22 protein-coding genes are annotated in these 22,385 nt (G+C 46.9%); 18 read left to right on the forward strand and 4 right to left on the reverse strand.

Going from position 1 to position 22,385, the window contains the following annotated elements:
- Positions 1-35: 35 nt before the first annotated feature.
- From LGT40_RS15160 to LGT40_RS15175, 4 genes are all read right to left on the reverse strand, one after another.
- On the reverse strand, positions 36-1,049 hold the full coding sequence (locus LGT40_RS15160; protein WP_226076311.1) for a zinc-binding metallopeptidase family protein: 1,014 nt from the start codon (positions 1,047-1,049) through the stop codon (positions 36-38).
- Positions 1,046-1,987 carry an alpha-E domain-containing protein gene (locus LGT40_RS15165; RefSeq protein WP_226076313.1) on the reverse strand — a complete coding sequence of 314 codons (942 nt, stop codon included), beginning with the start codon at positions 1,985-1,987 and terminating at the stop codon, positions 1,046-1,048. The genes LGT40_RS15160 and LGT40_RS15165 overlap by 4 nt, the downstream gene beginning before the upstream one ends.
- Positions 1,987-3,447, reverse strand: a complete 1,461-nt coding sequence (locus LGT40_RS15170; RefSeq protein ID WP_226076315.1) for a circularly permuted type 2 ATP-grasp protein — start codon at positions 3,445-3,447, stop codon at positions 1,987-1,989. Before LGT40_RS15170 ends, LGT40_RS15165 begins: the two co-directional genes overlap by 1 nt.
- A gap of 116 nt (positions 3,448-3,563) precedes the next feature.
- Complete coding sequence (locus LGT40_RS15175; RefSeq protein WP_226076323.1) at positions 3,564-4,061, reverse strand: hypothetical protein; 498 nt, start codon at positions 4,059-4,061, stop codon at positions 3,564-3,566.
- Between the two features lie 191 nt (positions 4,062-4,252).
- On the opposite strand from LGT40_RS15175, the gene LGT40_RS15180 reads away from it, so the two are divergent.
- The 18 genes from LGT40_RS15180 to LGT40_RS15265 all read left to right on the forward strand — a co-directional run bounded on the left by LGT40_RS15180 (position 4,253) and on the right by LGT40_RS15265 (position 22,276).
- The gene (locus LGT40_RS15180) at positions 4,253-5,371 is read left to right on the forward strand and encodes a putative porin (RefSeq protein ID WP_226076327.1); all 1,119 of its coding nucleotides are present in this window, start codon (positions 4,253-4,255) and stop codon (positions 5,369-5,371) included.
- 46 nt (positions 5,372-5,417) lie between these two features.
- The gene (gene fmdA / locus LGT40_RS15185; protein ID WP_226076330.1) at positions 5,418-6,641 is read left to right on the forward strand and encodes a formamidase; all 1,224 of its coding nucleotides are present in this window, start codon (positions 5,418-5,420) and stop codon (positions 6,639-6,641) included.
- A 16-nt stretch (positions 6,642-6,657) separates the two neighbouring features.
- Positions 6,658-7,014, forward strand: coding sequence for an FmdB family zinc ribbon protein (locus LGT40_RS15190; protein WP_226076333.1), 357 nt, complete (start codon positions 6,658-6,660; stop codon positions 7,012-7,014).
- A gap of 63 nt (positions 7,015-7,077) precedes the next feature.
- Positions 7,078-8,328, forward strand: a complete 1,251-nt coding sequence (urtA, locus tag LGT40_RS15195; protein ID WP_226076336.1) for an urea ABC transporter substrate-binding protein — start codon at positions 7,078-7,080, stop codon at positions 8,326-8,328.
- 120 nt (positions 8,329-8,448) lie between these two features.
- A complete protein-coding gene (gene urtB, locus LGT40_RS15200) occupies positions 8,449-9,372 on the forward strand; it encodes an urea ABC transporter permease subunit UrtB (RefSeq protein ID WP_226076338.1) in 924 nt (307 codons plus the stop codon).
- Positions 9,373-9,388: 16 nt separating this feature from the next.
- Positions 9,389-10,555 carry an urea ABC transporter permease subunit UrtC gene (urtC, locus tag LGT40_RS15205; RefSeq protein WP_226076341.1) on the forward strand — a complete coding sequence of 389 codons (1,167 nt, stop codon included), beginning with the start codon at positions 9,389-9,391 and terminating at the stop codon, positions 10,553-10,555.
- Positions 10,555-11,301 (forward strand): urea ABC transporter ATP-binding protein UrtD, encoded by a 747-nt coding sequence (gene urtD, locus LGT40_RS15210; RefSeq protein WP_226076353.1) that lies wholly within the window; start codon positions 10,555-10,557, stop codon positions 11,299-11,301. The genes urtC and urtD overlap by 1 nt, the downstream gene beginning before the upstream one ends.
- Positions 11,302-11,322: 21 nt before the next feature.
- Positions 11,323-12,012: an urea ABC transporter ATP-binding subunit UrtE gene (gene urtE, locus LGT40_RS15215; protein ID WP_226076356.1), complete on the forward strand. Its 690-nt coding sequence runs from the start codon at positions 11,323-11,325 to the stop codon at positions 12,010-12,012.
- Positions 12,013-12,071: 59 nt separating this feature from the next.
- The gene (locus LGT40_RS15220; RefSeq protein WP_226076359.1) at positions 12,072-12,962 is read left to right on the forward strand and encodes an urease accessory protein UreD; all 891 of its coding nucleotides are present in this window, start codon (positions 12,072-12,074) and stop codon (positions 12,960-12,962) included.
- Between the two features lie 26 nt (positions 12,963-12,988).
- Complete coding sequence (gene ureA / locus LGT40_RS15225; protein WP_226076361.1) at positions 12,989-13,291, forward strand: urease subunit gamma; 303 nt, start codon at positions 12,989-12,991, stop codon at positions 13,289-13,291.
- A 10-nt stretch (positions 13,292-13,301) separates the two neighbouring features.
- The gene (locus LGT40_RS15230) at positions 13,302-13,610 is read left to right on the forward strand and encodes an urease subunit beta (RefSeq protein WP_226076363.1); all 309 of its coding nucleotides are present in this window, start codon (positions 13,302-13,304) and stop codon (positions 13,608-13,610) included.
- The gene (ureC, locus tag LGT40_RS15235) at positions 13,607-15,325 is read left to right on the forward strand and encodes an urease subunit alpha (protein ID WP_226076365.1); all 1,719 of its coding nucleotides are present in this window, start codon (positions 13,607-13,609) and stop codon (positions 15,323-15,325) included. The genes LGT40_RS15230 and ureC overlap by 4 nt, the downstream gene beginning before the upstream one ends.
- A gap of 25 nt (positions 15,326-15,350) precedes the next feature.
- Positions 15,351-15,836, forward strand: a complete 486-nt coding sequence (ureE, locus tag LGT40_RS15240) for an urease accessory protein UreE (protein WP_226076367.1) — start codon at positions 15,351-15,353, stop codon at positions 15,834-15,836.
- Positions 15,772-16,518 (forward strand): urease accessory protein UreF, encoded by a 747-nt coding sequence (locus LGT40_RS15245; protein ID WP_226076370.1) that lies wholly within the window; start codon positions 15,772-15,774, stop codon positions 16,516-16,518. Before ureE ends, LGT40_RS15245 begins: the two co-directional genes overlap by 65 nt.
- A gap of 16 nt (positions 16,519-16,534) precedes the next feature.
- The gene (gene ureG, locus LGT40_RS15250; RefSeq protein ID WP_226076372.1) at positions 16,535-17,143 is read left to right on the forward strand and encodes an urease accessory protein UreG; all 609 of its coding nucleotides are present in this window, start codon (positions 16,535-16,537) and stop codon (positions 17,141-17,143) included.
- Between the two features lie 25 nt (positions 17,144-17,168).
- Positions 17,169-17,738, forward strand: a complete 570-nt coding sequence (locus LGT40_RS15255) for a HupE/UreJ family protein (protein ID WP_226076374.1) — start codon at positions 17,169-17,171, stop codon at positions 17,736-17,738.
- Positions 17,739-17,868: 130 nt separating this feature from the next.
- Positions 17,869-21,327 (forward strand): hybrid sensor histidine kinase/response regulator, encoded by a 3,459-nt coding sequence (locus LGT40_RS15260; protein WP_226076377.1) that lies wholly within the window; start codon positions 17,869-17,871, stop codon positions 21,325-21,327.
- Entirely contained in the window at positions 21,320-22,276 is a 957-nt protein-coding gene (locus LGT40_RS15265; RefSeq protein ID WP_226076380.1) for a response regulator transcription factor, read from the forward strand. The genes LGT40_RS15260 and LGT40_RS15265 overlap by 8 nt, the downstream gene beginning before the upstream one ends.
- Positions 22,277-22,385: the final 109 nt, after the last annotated feature.

A 22,385-nucleotide genomic window follows, 5' to 3' on the forward strand; every position in this document is an offset into this window, starting at 1 on the left:
TTAATGCACCCCAAGCGCTGGGGGGAAACGACCCGTTAGCCTTGCATCAAATCATGTATAAATTGCAGCTTTTTTTGCACCCGGGTTGAGACAACAAACGGGTAGGCATCGGCATTACCGATACTACGATTGAGCGCATTTAATACCAGTGCCAATTGCATCCACTCGGATAGCCAGACATGAAATTCCCGATCAGTTTCGGGTGGATGAATGACATCAAACTCTACAGCTGTTTCCAGCGTCTCATACATCAATAAATAATGGGCCCAGGTTTCCGCCCAATCTTCCAGGGCATGGGCACTGGCATAGGCCGAAATATATTCCTGTTGAAAATCCTCTGGCGGCCCCTTTTCATAGTAGGTTGCCAAGGCCTGAGAATAATCAACAGTATCATCCCCAAATAACGCTTTAAACTGAGTATAAATCGGCTGATTTTTAATCAGTTTTTCCCAGTAGAAATGGCCAATCTCATGGCGAAAATGGCCCAACAATGTGCGGTAAGGCTCATTCATTGCTTCACGAGTGGCTTCACGGTAACTTGTGTCAGCTTCGGAGGCATTCAGCGTGATAATACCGGCCGCATGACCACTGAAAACCTGTTCATGCCCATCTATCGGGTTACTGATCTGATCTTCCAGAAAATGGAACTGCAATTGCTGGGTATCTGCTGCCGGCCATTGATGGATAGGTAAACCCAGCCGCAACAAACCATAGATCATCCGACGTTTAGCTGCCTCTAAGACGGCCCAGCGTTTAACGTTGTAAGGATAATTCTGGTTGGGGATAACCCGCGTTAAACGACAGGACAGACACTGGGTAAAAATATCACCGACAGGCAATAACCAGTTGCATTGCATCAAATGCTGATGATGCATACAGCGCTTGTAGTGTTGTTCCGGTAATTGCACCGAACGAAACTGACCTTTAAAGGGTTCAATGCTAATCAGCTTTTGCTGTTCGGTATCGAAACCTAAAATACTGTTACAACGGTTGCAGTAGGTGTTATCAAAAAAAACTTCTTGCCCGCAATGACAATAAAAACGCCTCATGCGACAGATCGATCCGGGTGAAACCATTGCTGGCTGATTTGACTGCTTAACTCGGCGAGTTTGGCCTGTAAATCATCCATACGGGTATGGATCATCTCGGCAGGCAGTTCATTCAGTCTTTCAGTAAACATCTCGGACATAAGTTGTTGGTGATGTTCCAATGTTGGGGTGGACTGTGGCAAAGGCCACAAATACCGGCCAATGGCTTTCAGCGAAAAGAATAATGACCGTGGAAAAGCTTCATCACGTATCAGGAACGTTAACACGCCATCGGCATTCATCGATGAACTATGTGTTTGAGTGTACATCTGCTGCGCACTTAATGCGCGTAATAAATGTGTCCACAAAATGCCTTCTGCAGCTCGCAATGATTCACTGCGGTTTTCGGCCATCAACAATGAAGTCATTTCCAGAATTCGACTGGTCATGTCTGCACGTTCCAGATGTTTAGCGGTTTGCATGAAATGATAGGCATGATTACGGCTCATATGATTAGCCAATATGCCCCATACCGTTTGGCAACGTTCCATAATGGTCAGTAGCAATTGCTGACGCCGCCGACGATTACTGATGGCGGCCATTTCATTCTTCACCAGTAAATACAGTTCATTGACCTGTTCCCAGGTTTCTTCCGGCAGGATATCCAAAGAAGTCCGGGCATTTTCTCTAACAGCCGATAGAGAATTAAGCAGAGAAATTGGATTGTTGGGTTCCGCCAGCAAAAATTGCATCACATTATTTTCATTTATCTGATCAAAGTTAGCGTGATAGAACATATCGGCATCGAAAATGGTGACCAGCGTGAACCAGTCGATTTCGACATCTCTGGGTAAGTCCATCAGCAGACCGGTGTGGACATTGATCAATCGGGCCGTATTTTCAACCCGTTCCAGATACCTGGCCAGCCAGTAAACGCGTTCAGCCACCCGTGACAGCATCAGCTAAGCCCTCCAAAATAGGAATCATCTACTATCCAGGTATCCTTACTGCCACCACCTTGAGAAGAGTTAACCACCAGCGAACCTTTGACCAATGCCACACGGGTCAGACCGCCAGGAGTCACATAGTTATCTTTGCCAGACAGGATAAACGGGCGTAAGTCCACATGACGCGGTGCAATATGATCGCCGCAACTGGTGGGCGAAACTGATAGTTTTAAGGTTGGTTGAGCAATGTAATTGTTGGGATCGGCGATAAGTAACCGGCGAAACTCTTCAATTTTTTCTTCACTGGAATGGGGGCCCACCAACATGCCATAACCGCCGGACTCATTGGCGGGTTTGATGACAAGATCGGGTAAATGGTCGAGAACATGCTGCAATTGTTCGGGATCGCGACACATCCAGGTCGGCACATTAGGCAGTAACGGCTCTTCATTCAAGTAATAGCGGATCATCGCCGGCACATAAGCATAAATCACCTTATCATCGGCAACCCCGCAGCCGGGGGCATTGGCAATAGCGACTTTCCCATCACGCCAGGCTTGCATGATCCCGGGGATGCCTAAAGTGGAATCCTCACGAAACACCAAGGGATCAATAAAATCATCATCTATGCGTCGATAAATCACGTCGACCCTTTCCAATCCATGAATGGTTTTCATATACACATAACCATCATTGGCAACAGTCAGATCGGCGCCTTCCAACAGCGTTAATCCCGCTTGTTGAGCCAAAGCGGCATGTTCAAAATAAGCTGAGTTATAGATACCGGGAGTCAGCAACACCATATTAGGTTTGGCAATATCAGGTGCCAGAGATGCCAACATTGCCGACAGGTGTGAGGGATAATCATTTACAGGGCTAATGTGCAGCAGTTTGAATAACTCAGGCAACACCCGCTTGGTGGTTTTACGGTTTTCCAGCATATAAGCCACCCCGGAGGGCACCCGCAAATTGTCTTCCAGTACATACATGGTGCCGTTGTTATCACGAACTAAATCCGACCCACAGATATGTGCCCAAATCCCATGTACCGGTTGCATGCCTTTGCATTGAGGTCGATAGCCTTTGGATTGAAAAACCACCTCTTCAGGGATCAAGCCATCGCGAATGATATTGCCATCATTGTAAATATCATTAATGAACATATTTAAGGCACGAATGCGTTGCACCAGCCCTTTTTCGGTGCAATCCCATTCTCGTTTGGGAATGATGCGGGGAATAATATCGAAGGGCCAGGCGCGATCGATATTGCCAGCGTCGCTATATACCGTGAAGGTAATACCACGTTCCAGTATTTCGAGTTCAGAATCCACAATGCGTTGTTCAAATGCCTCTTTCCGCATGGATTTCAGATAATCCAGCAGCTTATAGCTGAAGTGTCTTGGCTGATGTTGATCGTACATCAGCTCATCATAGAACTCTCCGGGATCATAATCACGCCACAGCTGCATCATGCTCATTCCCTTTGTTCAGATAGTAATGATGTAAGTGGGACTGCAATACTTATGCCCTAAATCCCGACACAGACATATTGCAGCCCACCCAACCGCTTTCTGAGTGGATTAGCCGGTCATTGTTGTTGCAATAAAGCGGCCCAGCCTTTTTTCTGCATACAGCCTAACAAGCCTCTGGTGACCAGACTCATATTGGCTTCGGGTGAATGTGCTTCACCGAGTTCAGCGAGACAGGCTTCACTATCAGTCATTAATTTTTCTGGGCCCGCACCCATTTGCCACCAGGAATTCACCTGTAATTTTTCCATGGGATCAGCGGGTTTGTCGTCGACTTCAGCCAGGGCATCATCCGCGACCGCAATGGTTTTGGTTTCGCCTCGACTCAGTGGAATCAAGGGTTTATCTGGTCCGACCACCAACCAGCCCTGTTGCTGCAGACAGGCATCAATCTCCTGTTCAGTGCTTGAATCGGACTCGCAACGCTCTTTTTCACTCTGAAAATCAGTGGCCGTTGCCCCCCGTTTATAACTGAACTCACCTCCACAGCCCGACAGCACGAACAAAGTACTTAATAAGCACAGAGCACCAATGGTGTGAATGGATTGGCGTTTCATTTTTTCTCCTTAGCTATTTGTTGTTTGAAGACTTAGCCCAAGAGTAACCGAAACGTTACGTAACCCATGTACGCAATTTGACGTATTTAAGCTGCAGACCCAGCTGACTAGTATGGCTCTCGAAATGAATGGTTGATGAGCACCGAGGCGAATTCAACAACAAAGCTTTATATATTTTCGGGAGATGAAAAATGAAAAAAATGAACAAAGTTGCCTATCTGGTCGCCTTGGCCACAACAGCTACTCTGGCCCCAGTGGCCAGTACTCAAGCAGCAGGCACGATCACTTTTGGTGAAGACCAATACATCAGTGTTGGATTTGGTATGCGTGGCAGTTACAGCAACATTGAAGATGCGGCAAATGATGGCGGCAATACCAACGATTTTGAACTGGATAGTGCTCGTTTGTATGTCTCGGGTTCATTAAACAAATATATCAAAGGGATGTTCAACTCAGAAAAATCAGGTGCAAACGACACATTCCAGGTGATTGATGCCGCCGGTATTTTTCAGTTCACACCCGATATGGCGATTTGGGCCGGTCGTTTCCTGTCACCAAGCAGCCGCGCCAATATGGCAGGACCGTATTACACCTCGGGTGACGGTTACTGGGCAAACATTACCGCGCGTTATGGCTGGAATGGCGGCACCATCGGCCGTGATGATGGTGTGGCGTTAGTTGCCACCGCATTCGACCAGCGTCTGGCGTATTCATTCGGTGCGTTTGAAGGCGACAAAATTTTCGAATTCAGTGGGGTAGGCGACGTTACCGATAATGCCGATCAAGATGATGATCTGATGTATGCCGGTCGTCTGCAATACAGCTTCTGGGATAAAGAGCCCGGTTATTACGGTACCGGTAACTATCTGGGCACCAAAGATATTTTCACTATCGGTTTGGCCGGTCGTCATAAAGGTGATGGTGCCGCTTCAACAACAGAAGTAGGTGACTACTCTCAGTGGACAGTTGATTTACTGGTAGAGAAAAAACTTACAGCCGGAGCGGTATCTCTTGAAGCCGCTTACTTCGATTATGACACTGATGATGTATTCCTATCAGAGCAGGGTGAAGCCTATTACGTCAGTACTGGTTACATCTTCAACCAGAGAGTGGGTTGGGGCCAGTTCATGCCATTCGTTCGTTACCAAAACTTTGATGCTGATGCCGGTGAAATCGAGCGTACAGATTTTGGGGTGAACTACTTCATTGATGGCTACAACGCTTCTGTTACCGCGGTTTATCGCGACTTGGAAAGAGAAGGACTAGCGGATCAAGATCAGTTCGTCGTTTCAATGCAGCTGCAATTTTAAGCCAAATATTACCTGGCAAAACGTTTCTTCAGTGTAGGAGATACCGATGAAAACCTTAGTAAAACTTGATTTAGATAAAAAACCCTGGGAACAGGACGGACAAATCCATAATCGCTGGCATCCTGATATTCCGATGGTTGCCATGGTCAAACCGGGCGATGAATTCCGCGTGGAATGTATGGATTGGACGGGTGGCCAGATCGGCAACAACGACAGTGCCAATGACATTCGTGATGTGGACTTGTTACAAGTCCACTATCTTAGCGGCCCGATTGGGGTGGAAGGTGCAGAGCCCGGTGATTTGATGGTGGTTGATATTTTAGATGTCGGCACCTTTGAAGATTCACAATGGGGTTTTAACGCCTTCTTTTCCAAAGAAAATGGTGGTGGATTTTTAACCGATCACTTCCCTGAAGCACGTAAATCCATCTGGGATTTCCACGGTATTTACACCACATCGCGCCACGTTCCAAATGTGAAATTCGCCGGCATTATGCATCCCGGACTGATTGGCTGTTTGCCATCACGGGAAATGCTGGAAGAGTGGAATAAACGTGAAGCCGAGTTGATTGCAACCGAACCGGACCGTGTCCCACCTCTGGCATTGCCACCTAATGAACAGGCTGCAGTAATGGGCCGTTTGAAAGGTGATGAAGCCGCCAAAGCAGCAAAAGAAGGTGCTCGTACCGTTCCGCCACGTGAACACGGTGGTAACTGCGATATCAAGGATTTAACCAAAGGTTCGAAAATCTACTTCCCGGTCTATGTGAAAGATGGTGGCCTCTCCATGGGCGACCTTCACTTCTCACAAGGTGATGGCGAAATCACTTTCTGTGGTGCCATCGAAATGGCCGGTTATATCGATATCAAAGTCAGCCTGATCAAAGATGGCGTAAAGAAATACGGTATCAAAAACCCATTGTTCAAAAACAGCCCGTTAACACCGACTTACAGTGACTTCCTGATGTTTGAAGGGATTTCGGTAGATGAGCAGGGCAAACAACATTACCTGGATGTTCATGTTGCCTATCGTCAAGCCTGTCTGAATGCCATCGAATATCTGAAGAAATTCGGTTACACCGGTGAGCAGGCACTATCGATTCTAGGTACCGCCCCAGTTCAAGGTCATATTAGCGGCGTGGTGGATATTCCGAATGCCTGTGCCACGTTGTGGATCCCAACCGAGATCTTTGATTTCAACATCAACCCGACGGCAGATGGCCCATCGCAATTTGTCACCCAGGGCTTTGATTTAAGTTCGACATCTTAAAACGGGATATCACGTTATGCCGATATATGACTACCGATGTGAGCATTGTGGCGACTTCACCGCGCTTCGCAAAATGAGCGAAGCCGCTGACTCGGTGGAGTGTGTGGAGTGTGGTGAAATGGCGGTGCGGATTATTTCCGCCCCTTATCTCGCCTTGATGGACCGAAACACTCGGGTGGCTAGAGAACGTAATGAAAAGTCTGCCCATGAACCGAAACAAGTGCGGCGTTCCAGTTGTGGTTGTTCAGGAACACACACGTGTAAAACGGATTCCACCGGTAAAGCCGGAACAGCCTCTCAGGCCAACAGCAATCCCAATGGCCTGATGATGCAAACCAAGAAAACCGCTAGACCCTGGATGCTCGGTCATTGAGCCCCAAAACAAAACCGTTCGGAACAACGCTGTTCACTCTAATTTGCTAACAGGAGATACACGATGAGCTACTTTAGTCGACGAAAATTTTTAGGTAAAACCGGCGCACTGCTAAGTGCCATGGTTGCCGCAGGCTTTATTACCAGCAGTGCAATGGCAGCGGATTATCCAACCGCTGAAGTTAACACTACCGGTATGGCAGTAACGGATGACACAGTAACGGTGGGAATCCTGCATTCCTTAACTGGCACTATGGCAATCAGTGAAACCGGTGCGCAGGAAGCTGAAAAACTGGCCATCAAACAGATCAATGAAAGTGGCGGTATTCTCGGTCGCCAGATTGAAATCATTCAGGAAGATGGTGCCAGTGACTGGCCAACGTTTGCTGAAAAATCCAGAAAACTGTTGGTAAATGACAATGTTGCTGCGGTATTCGGTTGCTGGACTTCCGCATCACGTAAAGCCGCTTTACCGGTTTTCGAGAAAGAAAATGGTTTGCTGTATTACCCGACGTTCTATGAAGGTCTGGAACAATCTAAAAATGTCATCTACACCGGTCAGGAAGCCACTCAACAGATCCTTGCCGGTTTGGATTGGGTTGCCAAAGAAAAAGGGGCCAAAACGTTCTATCTGATTGGTTCTGACTACATCTGGCCACGTACTTCAATGAAAATTGCCCGGATCCACATTGAGAAAGTACTGGGCGGAAAAGTGGTTGGTGAAGAATACAAGCCTTTGGGTGATACCCAGTTCGGTTCGGTTATCAACAAAATCCGTCTGAGAAAACCTGACGTTATCTTCGCTGCAGTAGTAGGTGGCAGTAACGTTGCCTGGTTCAAACAGTTGAATGCGGCGGGTATCACTTCGAAAAATCAAACCCTGCTGACTCTGTCGGTTACAGAAGATGAAGTGTTGGGTATTGGTGGTGAAAACCTGGAAGGTTTCTACTCAGTCATGAAGTACTTCCAAAGCCAGGATAACCCGAACAACGTTGCCTTTGTAAAAGCATTTAAAGAAATGCATGGCGAAGACAGTGTTATCGGTGACGTAACGCAAGCAGCTTACCTTGGCCCTTGGCTATGGAAAGCAGCAGTTGAGAAAGCCGGTAGTTTCGATGTCGATAAAGTGGTTGCGGCTTCTGAAGAAGACGATATCGAATTAACTACGGCGCCAGAAGGTTACGTCAAGCTGCATCCTAACCATCACTTGTGGAGCAAAACCCGCATTGGTCAATGGAATAAAGACGGTCAAGCGACAGTGGTATATGAGTCTGACTTGATTGAGCCAAATCCATTCCCAGAAGGTTACCAATAGATCGAACGATAAGTTCACTTAAAAAAACAGGCTGGTCTTTGGCCAGCCTGTTGAGTGAAAGAAGGCCTGAGGTTTGAATTAAACCTTTGATTAATCGGAAAATGTTACGGAGTATCCGTTATGGGTGAGTTTTCAATACAAGAATTGACTTCAATTCTAGCCATGCAGGGCTTTGCCGGGATCAGCCTTTTCAGTGTGTTACTTCTGATGGCATTAGGACTGGCAATTATTTTTGGACAAATGGGCGTTATCAATATGGCCCATGGCGAATTTATGGCGATGGGAGCTTATACGACTTACCTACTCTCCGTAGTGACTCAGACGTATTTTCCTGAGTTTATGAATTATTACTTCTTGGTGGCCATCGTGGCCTCATTCCTGGTAGCGGGACTATTTGGCTACATTACAGAATTTGTACTTATCAGGCATCTTTATAAACGGCCCCTGGATACTTTGCTGGCCACGTGGGGATTAAGCCTGATCATGCAACAGTCATTTCGTTCGATTTTTGGTGCACGTGAAGTCAGCCCGACTTTGCCGGACTGGTTGATGGGCTCCTGGATGCCGACTGACACCATCTTTATTCCGATAAACGGCATGTTTGTATTGGGCTTGACCATTGTTGTCACTCTAGGTGTTTATATCCTGATGTTTCGCTCAACCTGGGGGTTGAATGTTCGTGCGACCACGCAAAACCGTGTGATGAGTGGCGCCGTGGGAATCAACACCAAACAAGTGGATCGTCTGACGTTTGCATTGGGGTGCGGTATTGCCGGTATTGCCGGTGCAGCATTCACCACGATTGCCTCAACAGGGCCAACTTCAGGTTCTTTATATATCGTGGATACATTCATGGTCGTGGTATTTGGTGGTGCAGCGAGCTTGTTCGGCACCATTGCCTCAGCGTTCACTATTGCACAGGCACAATCCATTCTTGAATTCTTCATCAGTGGTTCGATGGCAAAAGTATTCACCTTGCTGGCCTTGGTCATCATTTTGATGATGCGTCCTGAAGGTCTGTTCTCAATCAAAGTTCGTAAATAACCAGCAGGAGATAAAGATGAATTTTGTCTATGAACGATTTTTGGGTGGTAAGAGCGGAGCGATTGCGATCGGTATCCTCGCCTTACTGATTTTAGTGGTGTTACCACTGGCTTTGGATTTATTCCGCCTCAATCTGGTGGGTAAATATCTGACCTATGCTTTTGCCGCGGTGAGTCTGGTGTTGTTGTGGGGTTACGGTGGCATTTTAAGCCTGGGACAGGGGATTTTCTTTGGTCTTGGCGGTTATGCAATGGCGATGTTCCTCAAACTGGAAGCGTCAGATCCGGAAAGCACCAGTATTCAAACAACCCCCGGTATTCCGGACTTTATGGACTGGAATCAGCTGACCGAATTACCCTGGTTCTGGGTGCCATTTGAAAGTTTCACCTTTACTTTGTTAGCTATACTTCTGGTACCGTCGATCTTTGCTTTTATCATCGGTTATTCGATGTTCAAGCGTCGGGTAGGTGGGGTTTACTTTGCCATCATCACGCAGGTTATCGCGGTGATTCTGACGGTGTTAATCGTTGGACAGCAAGGCTTTACTGGCGGTATCAATGGTATTACCGATCTGAAAACACTCAATGGCTGGGATATTCGCGAAGATTCTTCCAAATATATTCTCTACTTTATCAACGCCTTTTTATTGTTAGGTGTGATTATGGTGAGTAAATTCATTCTCACCAGCAAATTTGGCCAACTCCTGCTGGCCATGAAAGATAAAGAAGACCGGGTACGCTTTTCTGGCTACGACGTCTCTAACTTCAAAATCTTTGTATTTTGTGTGTCGGCAGTTATAGCTGCCATTGGTGGAGCGATGTTTACTCTGCAGGTCGGCTTTATGTCACCGTCATTTGTTGGCATCGTTCCTTCCATTGAAATGGTTATCTTTGCCGCCGTCGGTGGACGTATGTCGTTAATTGGTGTGGTTTACGGCACATTACTGGTCAACGCCGGTAAAACCGCTTTTTCTGAAACCTTTCCTGAGCTTTGGTTATTCCTGATGGGCGGTCTGTTTATCGCGGTGGTCATGTTCTTCCCCAATGGTTTAGCCGGGATTTACAACAAATATGGCCCAAAAGTGAAGTTTTTACGGCCGCTGTTTTCAAAATCAGAGAAAGCAGAAACCACAACGGAATCCGCCAAAATAGAAGCTGATGCAACCACTGAGGGAGCAAAATAATGACTACCACAACAGATTTTTTGCTGGCTATTGAAGATCTCACGGTTTCATTTGATGGCTTCAAAGCAGTTGATTCGTTAACCATGTATATCGATAAAAATGAGCTACGAGTCGTTATAGGCCCCAATGGGGCGGGTAAAACGACCCTACTGGATTTGATTTGCGGTAAAACCAAATCCAGTTCCGGCTCAATCAGTTTTAAAAACAAAGAAATGACCAAAATGGCCGAACATGAAATCGTTCGGGCCGGCATTGGCCGTAAATTTCAAACCCCATCAATCTATGAAAATCTGACGGTGTATCAGAATCTGGAAGTCTCCTATCCCGAAGGCCGTGGCGTATTTGGCAGCTTGTTTTTCAAAACCACCGATGAAGTCATAAAGCGAGTTAATGAAGTAGCCAAAGAAATTCAACTGGATAAATTTCTCGATACCGAAGCCGCCATTCTGAGTCATGGCCAGAAGCAGTGGCTGGAGATTGGCATGTTGCTGATGCAAGACCCGGAATTATTGATGCTGGATGAACCGGTCGCCGGCATGAGTGCCAAGGAACGTGATGAAACTGCTGAATTACTCAACCGGATCTGTGAAAACAGATCGGTCATCGTGATTGAGCATGATATGGAGTTCGTCAAAAAAATCGCCCGCAAAGTCACCGTGCTGCACCAGGGAAAAATCCTTGCTGAAGGCCCGATGGATAAGGTTCAAGCGGATGAAAAAGTCATTGAAGTCTATCTTGGGCATTGATTGGAAGCTGGGAGATTAACCATGTTTGAAGTAGAAAATTTACAAGTAAGTTATGGTCAAAGTCAGGTTATTCACGAGCTCAGCTTTAAAGCCGAGAAAAATGAGACCCTGGCGATTATGGGTCGCAATGGCATGGGAAAAACCACGTTATTCAAATCATTAATGGGGATTTTGCCAAGCCAGACAACCAGGATTGGCATTGATGGTGTGGATCTGACAGGAATGGAAAGTCATCAGCGTGTGGCAAACGGTATTGCTTATGTACCTCAAGGGCGGATGATTTTTCCAAATCTGACGGTGCAGGAAAATATTGAAACCGGGTTGCAGGTTTCCAGGATGAAATCGATTCCGGAAGAGATATTTTCACTATTCCCGGTATTGCATGATATGCGGCATCGTAAGGGCGGCAATTTGTCGGGTGGTCAACAACAGCAGTTGGCGATTGCCCGTGCACTGGTGACCAACCCTAAAGTCTTGTTGTTGGATGAACCGACAGAAGGTATTCAGCCATCCATCATCAAAGACATCGCAAAAGTGTTGAACGAAATTCGTAAAATGCGTGAGATAACGATTATTGTCTCCGAGCAGGTATTGAGTTTTACCATGGATATTGCTGATCGGATTATCGTGATTGAAAAGGGTAAGTTCATTCACGAAGATATGCGTGCAGATGTGAATGCCGCGATGATTAAAAAGTATCTGACGGTATAAAAATTGTTATTGGAGCCCAAATATGATGCTCTATGCACAACATGAAGGAGTGTGTTGGCATGAATGTGCGCTCAGAACCAGTTATACCAGTAACACAACAAATTGAAAAAACAGCAATTAATCAGTTGATGACTGGCTGGGATGCCAGTCTGAAACTGATATTTGATAGCCGCGCCAACAAAACTATCCTCGCCCGTCGCCAGCACCACGGGCCATTAGTTATTCAAAAAGTCCTCTACCCTGAAGGAGATAATCCGGCCCATGGCGTTATCATTCATCCTCCGGGCGGCGTTGCTGGCGGCGATCGCTTACAGTTAACGGTAGAAATGCAGCCCGAAAGCGCTGCCTTATTAACGACTCCCGGTGCCACCAAATGGTATAAATCAGCCGGACGCCAAGCCAGTCAGTATATTGAAATGAGCATCGAGGAACAGAGTCAACTGGAATGGCTGCCTCAGGAAAACATTGTTTTTGACGGGGCGGACGTGGCATTAAAAACGCAGGTTAACTTAAGTGAATCGGGCACTTTTGCCGGTTGGGAAGTGATTTGTCTGGGTAGGCAGGCCAGCGGCGAACGTTGGCAAACGGGGCACTTTCGTCAACAATTACTGATAAAACGTGAAGGCAGACTGATTTGGAATGAATCCGCCGTTCTCAGCCCTGAAAGCAAGGTGCTGAAGGCGATGGCGGGACTGCAAAGTCACGTCGTGTTTGGCAGTTTTGTGGTGGCAGCCGGGCAGACTCCAACCGACATTTTGCAGGCTTGTCAGCAAATCAGCCTGGATTCTTCTGCTCGTGTCGGCGTTTCAGCGTTACCCGAGATTTTTACCGCACGTTACATCGGTCCCTGTGCACAAGAAGCGAAACTCTATTTTGAAAAAATATGGCATTGCCTACGCCCGTGGTATGGCAAACGTGAGGCGGTTCGCCCTCGTATTTGGGCGACTTAGACATAGATAAACGAGGCTGGAAAGCAATGGAACTGACACCAAGAGAAAAAGATAAATTATTGATATTTACCGCAGCACTGGTTGCTGAAAGACGGAAAGACCGTGGTTTGAAGCTCAATTATCCTGAAGCGGTTGCCTATATTTCCGCCGCAATTATGGAAGGGGCGCGTGACGGCCGGACCGTCGCAGAATTAATGGATTATGGTGCAACACTGTTAGGACGAGATGACGTCATGGACGGTATTGCTGAAATGCTGCCGGAAATCCAGATCGAAGCGACTTTCCCCGATGGCACCAAGCTGGTGACCGTTCACAATCCGATTATCTGAGGGAGAGATCATGATTCCTGGTGAAATGCGTGTAAAGGCAGGGGAGATACCGATGAATGTCGATCGTGAGCTGGTCATTATCGATGTTTCTAACAGCGGTGACCGCCCGGTACAGATTGGTTCTCACTATCACTTTTTTGAAGTCAACGATGCTCTGCAATTTGATCGCGAAAAGGCATATGGCTTTCGTTTGAATATTGCACCTGGCACAGCGGTAAGGTTTGAGCCGGGCCAAACCCGCACGGTGGAATTAGTAGCACTGTCGGGATTACGTCAAGTCTATGGTTTTGCCGGTCGAGTAATGGGAGCCTTATCATGAGTTTGAAAATTGACCGGCAAGCCTATGCTGAAATGTTTGGTCCCACTCAGGGCGATAAAATCCGTCTCGCCGATACCGAATTATGGATTGAAGTCGAACAGGATCTCACCACTTATGGTGAAGAGGTAAAATTCGGTGGTGGTAAAGTTATTCGTGATGGAATGGGACAATCCCAATTATCTGCCATTGAGGTAGCCGATACCGTCATCACCAATGCACTGATCATCGATGCCATCACCGGCATTATTAAAGCAGATGTGGCTATCAAAGAGGGTCATATCTGGGCAATCGGTAAAGCGGGTAATCCGGACATCCAGCCCAATGTCACGATTCCCATAGGTGCTGGAACCGAAATCATTGCCGGAGAGGGTATGATCCTCACCGCTGGCGGGATAGACAGTCATATTCACTGGATCTGTCCACAACAGATTGAAGAAGCATTAATGTCAGGTGTCACGACGATGTTGGGTGGTGGTACCGGCCCGGCAACCGGAACGTATGCCACGACCTGTACACCTGGCCCTTGGCATATTCATCGAATGCTGGAAGCTGCCGAAGCCTTTCCAATGAATATGGGTTTTTTTGGTAAAGGTAATGTCTCTAAGCCGCAGCCAGCCAGAGAGCAGGTCGAAGCTGGGGTTATCGGACTTAAATTGCATGAAGATTGGGGTACCACACCGGCGGCAATTGATAATTGTTTGAGTGTAGCTGAGGAGATGGATATTCAGGTCGCGATCCACTCTGACACGCTAAATGAATCAGGGTTTGTTGAAACGACGCTGGATGCCTTTAAAGGACGCACCATTCATACCTTTCATACCGAAGGAGCCGGTGGCGGCCATGCTCCAGATATTATCAAAGCTATTGGTTCGGCCAATGTGTTGCCATCATCAACCAATCCCACACGGCCATTTACCATCAATACGCTGGACGAGCATCTGGATATGCTGATGGTGTGCCATCATCTGGATCCGTCAATTGCCGAAGACGTGGCGTTTGCCGAGTCGCGTATTCGTCGTGAAACCATTGCTGCAGAGGATATTCTGCATGATACCGGTGCCTTTGCGATGATGTCTTCCGACTCACAGGCGATGGGCCGGGTGGGTGAAGTAGTGATTCGAACCTGGCAGACCGCACATAAAATGAAAACACAGCGCGGTGCTTTGAAAGAAGATGCCGAGCGTGGTGATGGCGATGCCGATAATTTACGGGTGAAACGTTATATTGCCAAATACACCATTAACCCGGCGATCACCCATGGTATTTCACATAAAGTTGGTTCGATCGAGGCTGGTAAATTTGCCGATTTGGTATTGTGGCGTCCGGCCTTTTTTGGCGTTAAACCGACACTGATTTTAAAAGGTGGCATGATCGCTGCCGCCGCCATGGGTGATCCCAATGCATCAATTCCCACTCCTCAACCGGTACATTATCGGCCAATGTTTGGCAGTTTTGGCAAAGCCTTAAAAACGTCATTAACCTTTGTATCGGAAGCGGCCCTGAGCAATCCGGCAGTCAAAGCATTAAATCTACAAAAGCCGCTGGTCGCCGTGAAAAATTGCCGTAATATCAGTAAAAAAGACATGGTGTTGAATGATGCAACGCCCAAAGTTGAGGTGGATCCGGAAACCTATCAAGTTTTAGCTGATGGTGAATTCTTGATTTGTGAAGCCGCAACCGAACTGCCGATGGCACAACGTTATTTCCTGTTTTAGTAATTCAATTAGGCCAGACTCAAACATGTTATCGATTTCCACCAAACTTGATCATATCCATGCCGATACCGTGATCACGGATGTGGTCAGTTTAAGTTTTGATTTGCGTCAGAAAAGCCGTATTCGTGTCACGCTACAATCGGGTGCCGAAGCGGCATTGTATATGCAGCGCGGCACTATCCTCCGCGGAGGTGATTTTCTGAGGGCAGATAGCGGCGAAGTTATTGAAGTCATCGCAGCAGATCAGGCCGTAATGAAAGTGACTGCTACCACTTCAAAGGCTTTAACGCGAGCGGCTTATCATTTGGGTAACCGTCATGTGCCGCTGGAAATTGGTGATGACTGGCTCAAGCTGGAAGCCGACTCTGTGCTTAAAGATATGTTGCTGGGCTTAGGTGTTGATGTTGAAGAATTACAAGCCCCGTTTGAACCGGAATCCGGTGCTTATGCTGCAGCTGGACATCACCATCATCACGACGAGCATGCTCATACGCATGGGCATAGCCACTAACATGAGTTCGGCTTCGCTCTCCCGTCTGCTACAGCTTGCCAGCCCCATGTTGCCGGTTGGGGCTTACAGTTATTCGCAAGGACTGGAGTGGGCGATTGAAAGTGGAGATGTGAGTAATATCAACACTGCCAGACAATGGATAGGTGACGTACTGTCAACGTATTTTGCCCACTTTGAATTACCGATCTTGCTGAGATTATACAAAGCCTGGCAGCAGATGGATGGTCTGCAGATTCAATATTGGGATGAGTTCTATCAGGCAGGCCGTGACAGCAGTGAGGCATTAGCGGAAACACGCCAAATGGCGTATTCGTTACTTCGACTGCAGCGTGATTTGGCAACATGGCCGTCGCAGATCGTTTTATTAAGTGGTTCCCTGCAGCAGCCTGCCTTTCCAACCGTTTATTCAGTCAGTGCATTGTGCTGGGAAATTTCTGACAGTGACATGTTGCATACCTATGCCTGGTCTTTTTTGGAAAATCAGGTCAGTGCAGTAATGAAAACGGTACCGTTAGGCCAAGTGGTCGGGCAGCGCATTTTGTCAGAGTTAGCGATGATCCTGCCCTCATTGGTGGAGCAAGCCCTGCAGTTGCCGGATGAAGATATTCATAACTTTTGCCCCGCATTGAGTATTGCCGGTTGTCGCCATGAAACCCAATATTCCAGATTATTCCGCTCATGACTAAGAGAAATATAAGATGAAAGAACCTTTACGAGTTGGCATTGGTGGACCAGTTGGTTCCGGTAAAACGGCATTAACGCTGGCTTTATGTAAGCGATTGCGCGATAAATATAATATTGCGGTGGTGACCAATGATATTTACACCAAAGAAGATGCCGAGTTTTTAACGCGCAACGAAGCGCTGTCAGCAGACCGCATTATTGGGGTTGAAACGGGTGGGTGTCCGCATACCGCCATCCGTGAAGATGCGTCAATGAACCTGGAAGCAGTTGCCCAGCTAAGTAAACGCTTCGCCCCATTGGATATCGTATTTGTGGAAAGTGGTGGCGATAATCTGGCGGCTACCTTCAGTCCGGAATTATCCGATCTGACCCTCTACGTTATCGATGTATCTGCTGGTGAGAAAATTCCACGAAAGGGTGGACCAGGAATTACCAAATCCGATTTGCTGGTGATCAATAAAACCGATTTAGCGCCGCTGGTAGGGGCTTCATTGGAAGTCATGGATCGCGATTCAAAACGTATGCGTGGTGAACGACCGTTTGTGTTTACCAACCTGAAGCAGGAAGACGGATTGGAAACTATCATCGCTTTTATTGAAAAGCAGGGGTTAATGTTGAATTAATCGTCTTAACAAACAAGGAAATGACATGAAAAAAATGATTTTAACGCTACTGGGCACGCTGGCTTTCCCGGCCATTGCGTTTGCGCATCCTGGCCATGATATGGCCAATTTTGTCAGTGGTTTTAGTCATCCTTTTACCGGCATTGATCACCTGTTGGTGATGCTGGCGGTGGGATATTGGGCAGGTCAATCTCAATCAGCCGCCCGTTGGCAGCTACCACTTCAGTTTGTGTTATTTATGCTGGGAGGAGTGGTGCTAGGAGCCATGATTCCGGGAATGGCGTTTATTGAAGCCGCTATTGCCGTCAGTGTGCTGGCAATGGGCCTGGTGATTTTATTAAATACATCTTTCAATCGTGTATGGCAACTTGTGTTGACCACCGTGTTTGCGCTGTTACATGGCTTTGTTCATGGTCAGGAACTGGTGGCTGCCGGTAATGGCATGGCTGCCGTAGCAGGTATGTTGCTGGCCACAATAATTTTACTCAGTGCGGGCGTTTATCTGGCCAGTTTTAAAAATCAGCTTGGTCTGTTATTTCAACGTGGTTTTGCTGCGTTGTTAACGCTAAGCGGCGCCTATTTATTGATCATGTAAATGACATTTTACCGACGGGGGAGCTGTAATCCCCCGTCTGACCTAGCGTTGAAAACCTCAATACGTAATATTACGTAGATAAAAACCCCGCAGGCATACGTTATGATGCGATTGGTTAAGCTATACGTTAATGTCACTCAATAAGATTGAGCGCGGAGATCCATCAAGCCATGGGCTAAATTTATCGGGAAGTAACGCTTTGATGGAGTCATCAGAAAATAATGCACCGCAACGTATTGTTAAAATCCGTCGTGATTACAATACCTGGGTCGCCAATGAAACGCTGGAAGATTATGCCTTGCGTTTCACACCGCACTCATTCAGAAAGTGGTCGATTTTTCGTGTCTCCAATACCGCACTAGGCGCTATTTCCTTTCTGGTTTTAGAAGTTATTGGTGGCGCACTGGCCGTCAATTTTGGTTTTGTGAATGCCTTCTGGGCTATTCTGACCATCAGTCTGATTATTTTTCTCACCAGTTTGCCAATCAGTTATTACGCTGCCAAATATGGCCTGGATATGGATTTACTGACCCGTGGCGCGGGATTTGGCTATATCGGCTCGACCATCTCTTCTTTTGTCTATGCCACTTTCACCTTTATTTTATTCGCGCTTGAAGCGGTGATCATGGCTTATGCACTGAGCATGTATTTCGATTGGCCTATCTATGTCTGGTATTTGATTTCGGCCGTGGTTGTTATTCCGCTGGTGACGCATGGTGTGACCTTAATCAGCCGGATACAGATGATTACCCAGCCGATATGGCTGTTTTTAATGGTGCTGCCATTTATCTTTATTTTTGCCAAAGAGCCGAATGCCATTCGAGGCCTTATGAATTTTGCCGGTGGTTCGGGCTATGACAGCGGTTTTAATATTTATATGTTTGGCACGGCCATCGCCATCGGCATGGCACTGATTCCTCAAGTAGGTGAACAAGTCGATTTCCTGCGATTTATGCCGGAAAAAACGCAAAAAAATCGCTTTCGCTGGCATTTGGGAGTAATTTTCGCAGGACCCGGTTGGATCTTTATCGGCATGTTGAAGATGTTTGCCGGGGTATTACTGGCCTATCTGGTGTTAATGGGCGCCAAGTCGGTCGAAGAAGCGGTCAACCCGACGTATATGTATCACGTCGCCTTTAGCTATGTGTTTTCCAATGCCGATGTGTTGCTGGCGGTCACAGTGTTCTTTGTGGTGCTGTCACAAATCAAGATCAACATTACCAATGCCTATGCCGGTTCACTGGCCTGGTCTAACTTCTTTGCCCGCTTGACGCACAGCCATCCTGGCCGCGTGGTGTGGTTATTATTTAATGTATTGATCGCCACTATGCTGATGTTGCTGGATGTGTTTCAGGCACTTGAGCAGATTTTAGGTTTGTACTCGAATATTGCGATTTCCTGGATCACAGCGGTGGTAGCAGATCTGGTGATTAATAAACCATTGGGTTTGAGTCCTAAGGGGGTCGAGTTCCGTCGCGCCTATTTATACGATATCAATCCGGTTGGTGTTGGCGCGATGGCTATGGCGTCCATACTGTCGGTTTTGGCATTTGTTGGCGCTTTTGGTCTGGAAGCGCAGTCCTTTTCGTCCTTTATTGCCATGTTTACCGCATTGATTTGTTCACCGCTGTTCGCCTGGTGGACCAAAGGAAAATATTATCTGGCGCGCCAACCGTATAAGTTTCATCCCGGAAAAACCAAAGAAACCTGCAGTATTTGTGAGCGTGAATATGAGATAGATGACGTTGCCTATTGCCCGGCTTATCAGGGGGCGATCTGTTCACTTTGCTGTTGTCTGGATGCACGCTGCAATGATGCCTGTAAACCGCATGCCAAGCTGGATTCGCAGTGGCAGGCAGCAATGACCAAACTGCTACCGAAGTCGCTTTGGGGCTATATTCAAAACGGAGTCGGCCATTACATACTGTTAATGGGCATGACCGTGTTATTGCTGGCGTCGATCTTCGGTTTGATTTATCTGCATATCTCATTAACCCTGACCGGAAATGCCGCCCAGATCCTGCCTGAAATTAGGGTTGGCTTTTTAAAAGCCTTTTTTGCTTTGGTCTTGGTGAGTGGCATCATCGTCTGGTGGCTGATTCTGACATCACAAAGTCGGAATGTGGCTCAGCAGGAATCCAACCATCAAACCAGCTTGTTACAACGTGAAATCATTTTGCATGAACAGACGGATGCTGAATTACAGCAAGCGCGGGTGGTTGCCGAACAGGCAAATCAGGCCAAAAGTCGTTATATCACGGGTATCAGTCATGAACTGCGAACGCCGTTAAACAGCATTCTGGGCTATGCCCAGTTAATGGATAACAATGTGGATGTCAGCAGCGAAAATAAAAATGCGATCAAGGTCATTCTGCGGAGTGGTGAACATTTACTATCGTTGATTGAAGGCACTCTGGATATTGCCCGCATTGAGGGTGGAAAACTGCAATTTGATATCAAATCACTGCGTTTTCCTCAATATATCCAGCAAATTATCAGCATGTTTGAATTGCAGGCACTGAATAAAGGGCTGAAATTTGAATATGAAATCAGCTCTGATTTACCAAGAATTGTACGCGCGGATCATAAACGCTTAAGCCAGATCCTGATTAACATCATTGGTAATGCAGTGAAATATACGCAAGAGGGAGCGATTCAGTTACGCTTTAACCATGCTCGTGAATTTTTATCGATAGAAGTTGAAGATACCGGTCCGGGCATTAAACAGTCCGAGTTAGATAAAATATTTGAACCTTTTGTCCGAGGCAGTGCTGCTCAGGGTGTCGGCGGAACGGGATTAGGACTGACCATCAGCAAATTGCTTACCGAGTTGATGGGCGGTGTCTTGCATGTGGAAAGTCAGGTTGGCAAAGGCACCATCTTTTTTGTCAGACTGTTCCTGCCATCAGTACGAGTTGAAGAAGACTTACCGCTGATTTCGAACCGGATGCCTGTAGGCTATAAAGGACCGCGCCGTAAACTGCTGATAGTGGATAATGAGCCGGTTGATCGCGAATTACTGCTCAATATTCTTGAGCCGTTAGGGTTCGAGGTCAGGGAAGCTGCATCGGGTGCGGAATGTCTGCGTATCTATCCGGAATTTCAACCAGAAATCATTTTTATGGATCTGGCGATGCCGGAAATGGATGGCTGGGAAACCTGCCATTTGATTCGTAATGTGCATAAATCGGATGTGAAAATCGGCATCATCTCTGCCAATGCCTTTGATAAAAACCTGGAAAACTCTTCAGGGATTACCGACAAGGACTTTATTTTAAAACCCGTCAATTTATACGAATTGATCGGTTGGATCGGTGAGCGATTAGATCTGCAATGGATAGAAAGCCAAGAGGAGCTGGCAAAGGCGTCAGCGGTAACGGATTATGCTTTGCCCCCAGCCGAAGTGTTGAACGACCTATTAGAGATGATCAACATGGGATATCTGGTTGGGGTGCGTAAGCTGATCCAGGAAATCGATGAAAAAGGATTGGCCTGTGCACAGTTTGTGACAGAAATGCGCCAAATGTCTGAAAAATTTCAATTAGGGACAATGAAAACATTTATTGAAGAGAAATTAGCTGATGTCTGAAAGTTCGCTTAATGCTGTAGTGTTGGTGGTCGATGACACACCCGATACGCTGGCACTTTTACACGATGCTTTAGTTGAATCTGGTTATACCGTTTTGGTGGCTGATAATGGTAAGTCAGCGTTAAAAATCAGCCTCGAAGCCACTCCTGATATTGTGTTGCTGGATGCGCTGATGCCGGGTATGGATGGCTTTGAAGTCTGCCGAATCCTCAAGCAGGATTTGAATACCCGCCACATTCCGGTGATTTTTATGACCGGTTTGACCGAGTCTGAACATGTTGTGGCCGGATTTTCAGCAGGTGGTATTGATTACGTTACCAAACCGTTGAGTCCTATCGAAGTTATTGCCCGAATTAATACGCATCTGAAAAACTCACGTTTGATTAATCAGACCCAGGGAGCATTGGATGCCTTTGGCCAGGCAGCTATCGCGGTATTGCCCAAGACCGGTAAGATTATCTGGCAGACGCCGCTTGCCCGCCAATTGATTGAAAAATACCTGGCACCAGAACAGGGCATGTTAATTCAGGATACACCCTATCCCTTGCAGGAATGGGTCCTGCAATTACATCAAGGTGGCGAACGACGGTTACGCCCGTATATCGTGCACAAACCGACCGGACGGCTTATCTTTAATGCCGCCGATCTGCAAAGTGAGGAGCAATGGCTGATTCTGTTACGTGAAGAGTCTGAGACAGCGCAGATTGAAGCTTTGAGAGCGATCTTTAATCTAACCAATCGCGAGTCGGAAGTGTTGCACTGGGTTATTTTGGGCAAAACCGATAAAAGTATCGGTGAAATTCTCGGCACCAGTCCTCGCACAGTAAACAAACATATGGAACATGTATTCACCAAACTTGGCGTAGAAACCCGCACTGCTGCGGCATCACTCGCCGTCAACAAACTTCGTTCACTTAGTGGCAGCAACAGTTTTGGTGCGGTGGAATAACGTTTAGTCAGGTGTTTCCACACCTTTTAATTTTAAATCCTTCGTGAATTACAACGGCGTGATCATGAAAAAACATTGAACAGGCTCTATCGGCCTCACTGTCCTTCAG

It is taken from the genome of Methylophaga pinxianii (assembly GCF_020447225.1).
In the GTDB taxonomy this organism is placed as follows: domain Bacteria; phylum Pseudomonadota; class Gammaproteobacteria; order Nitrosococcales; family Methylophagaceae; genus Methylophaga; species Methylophaga pinxianii.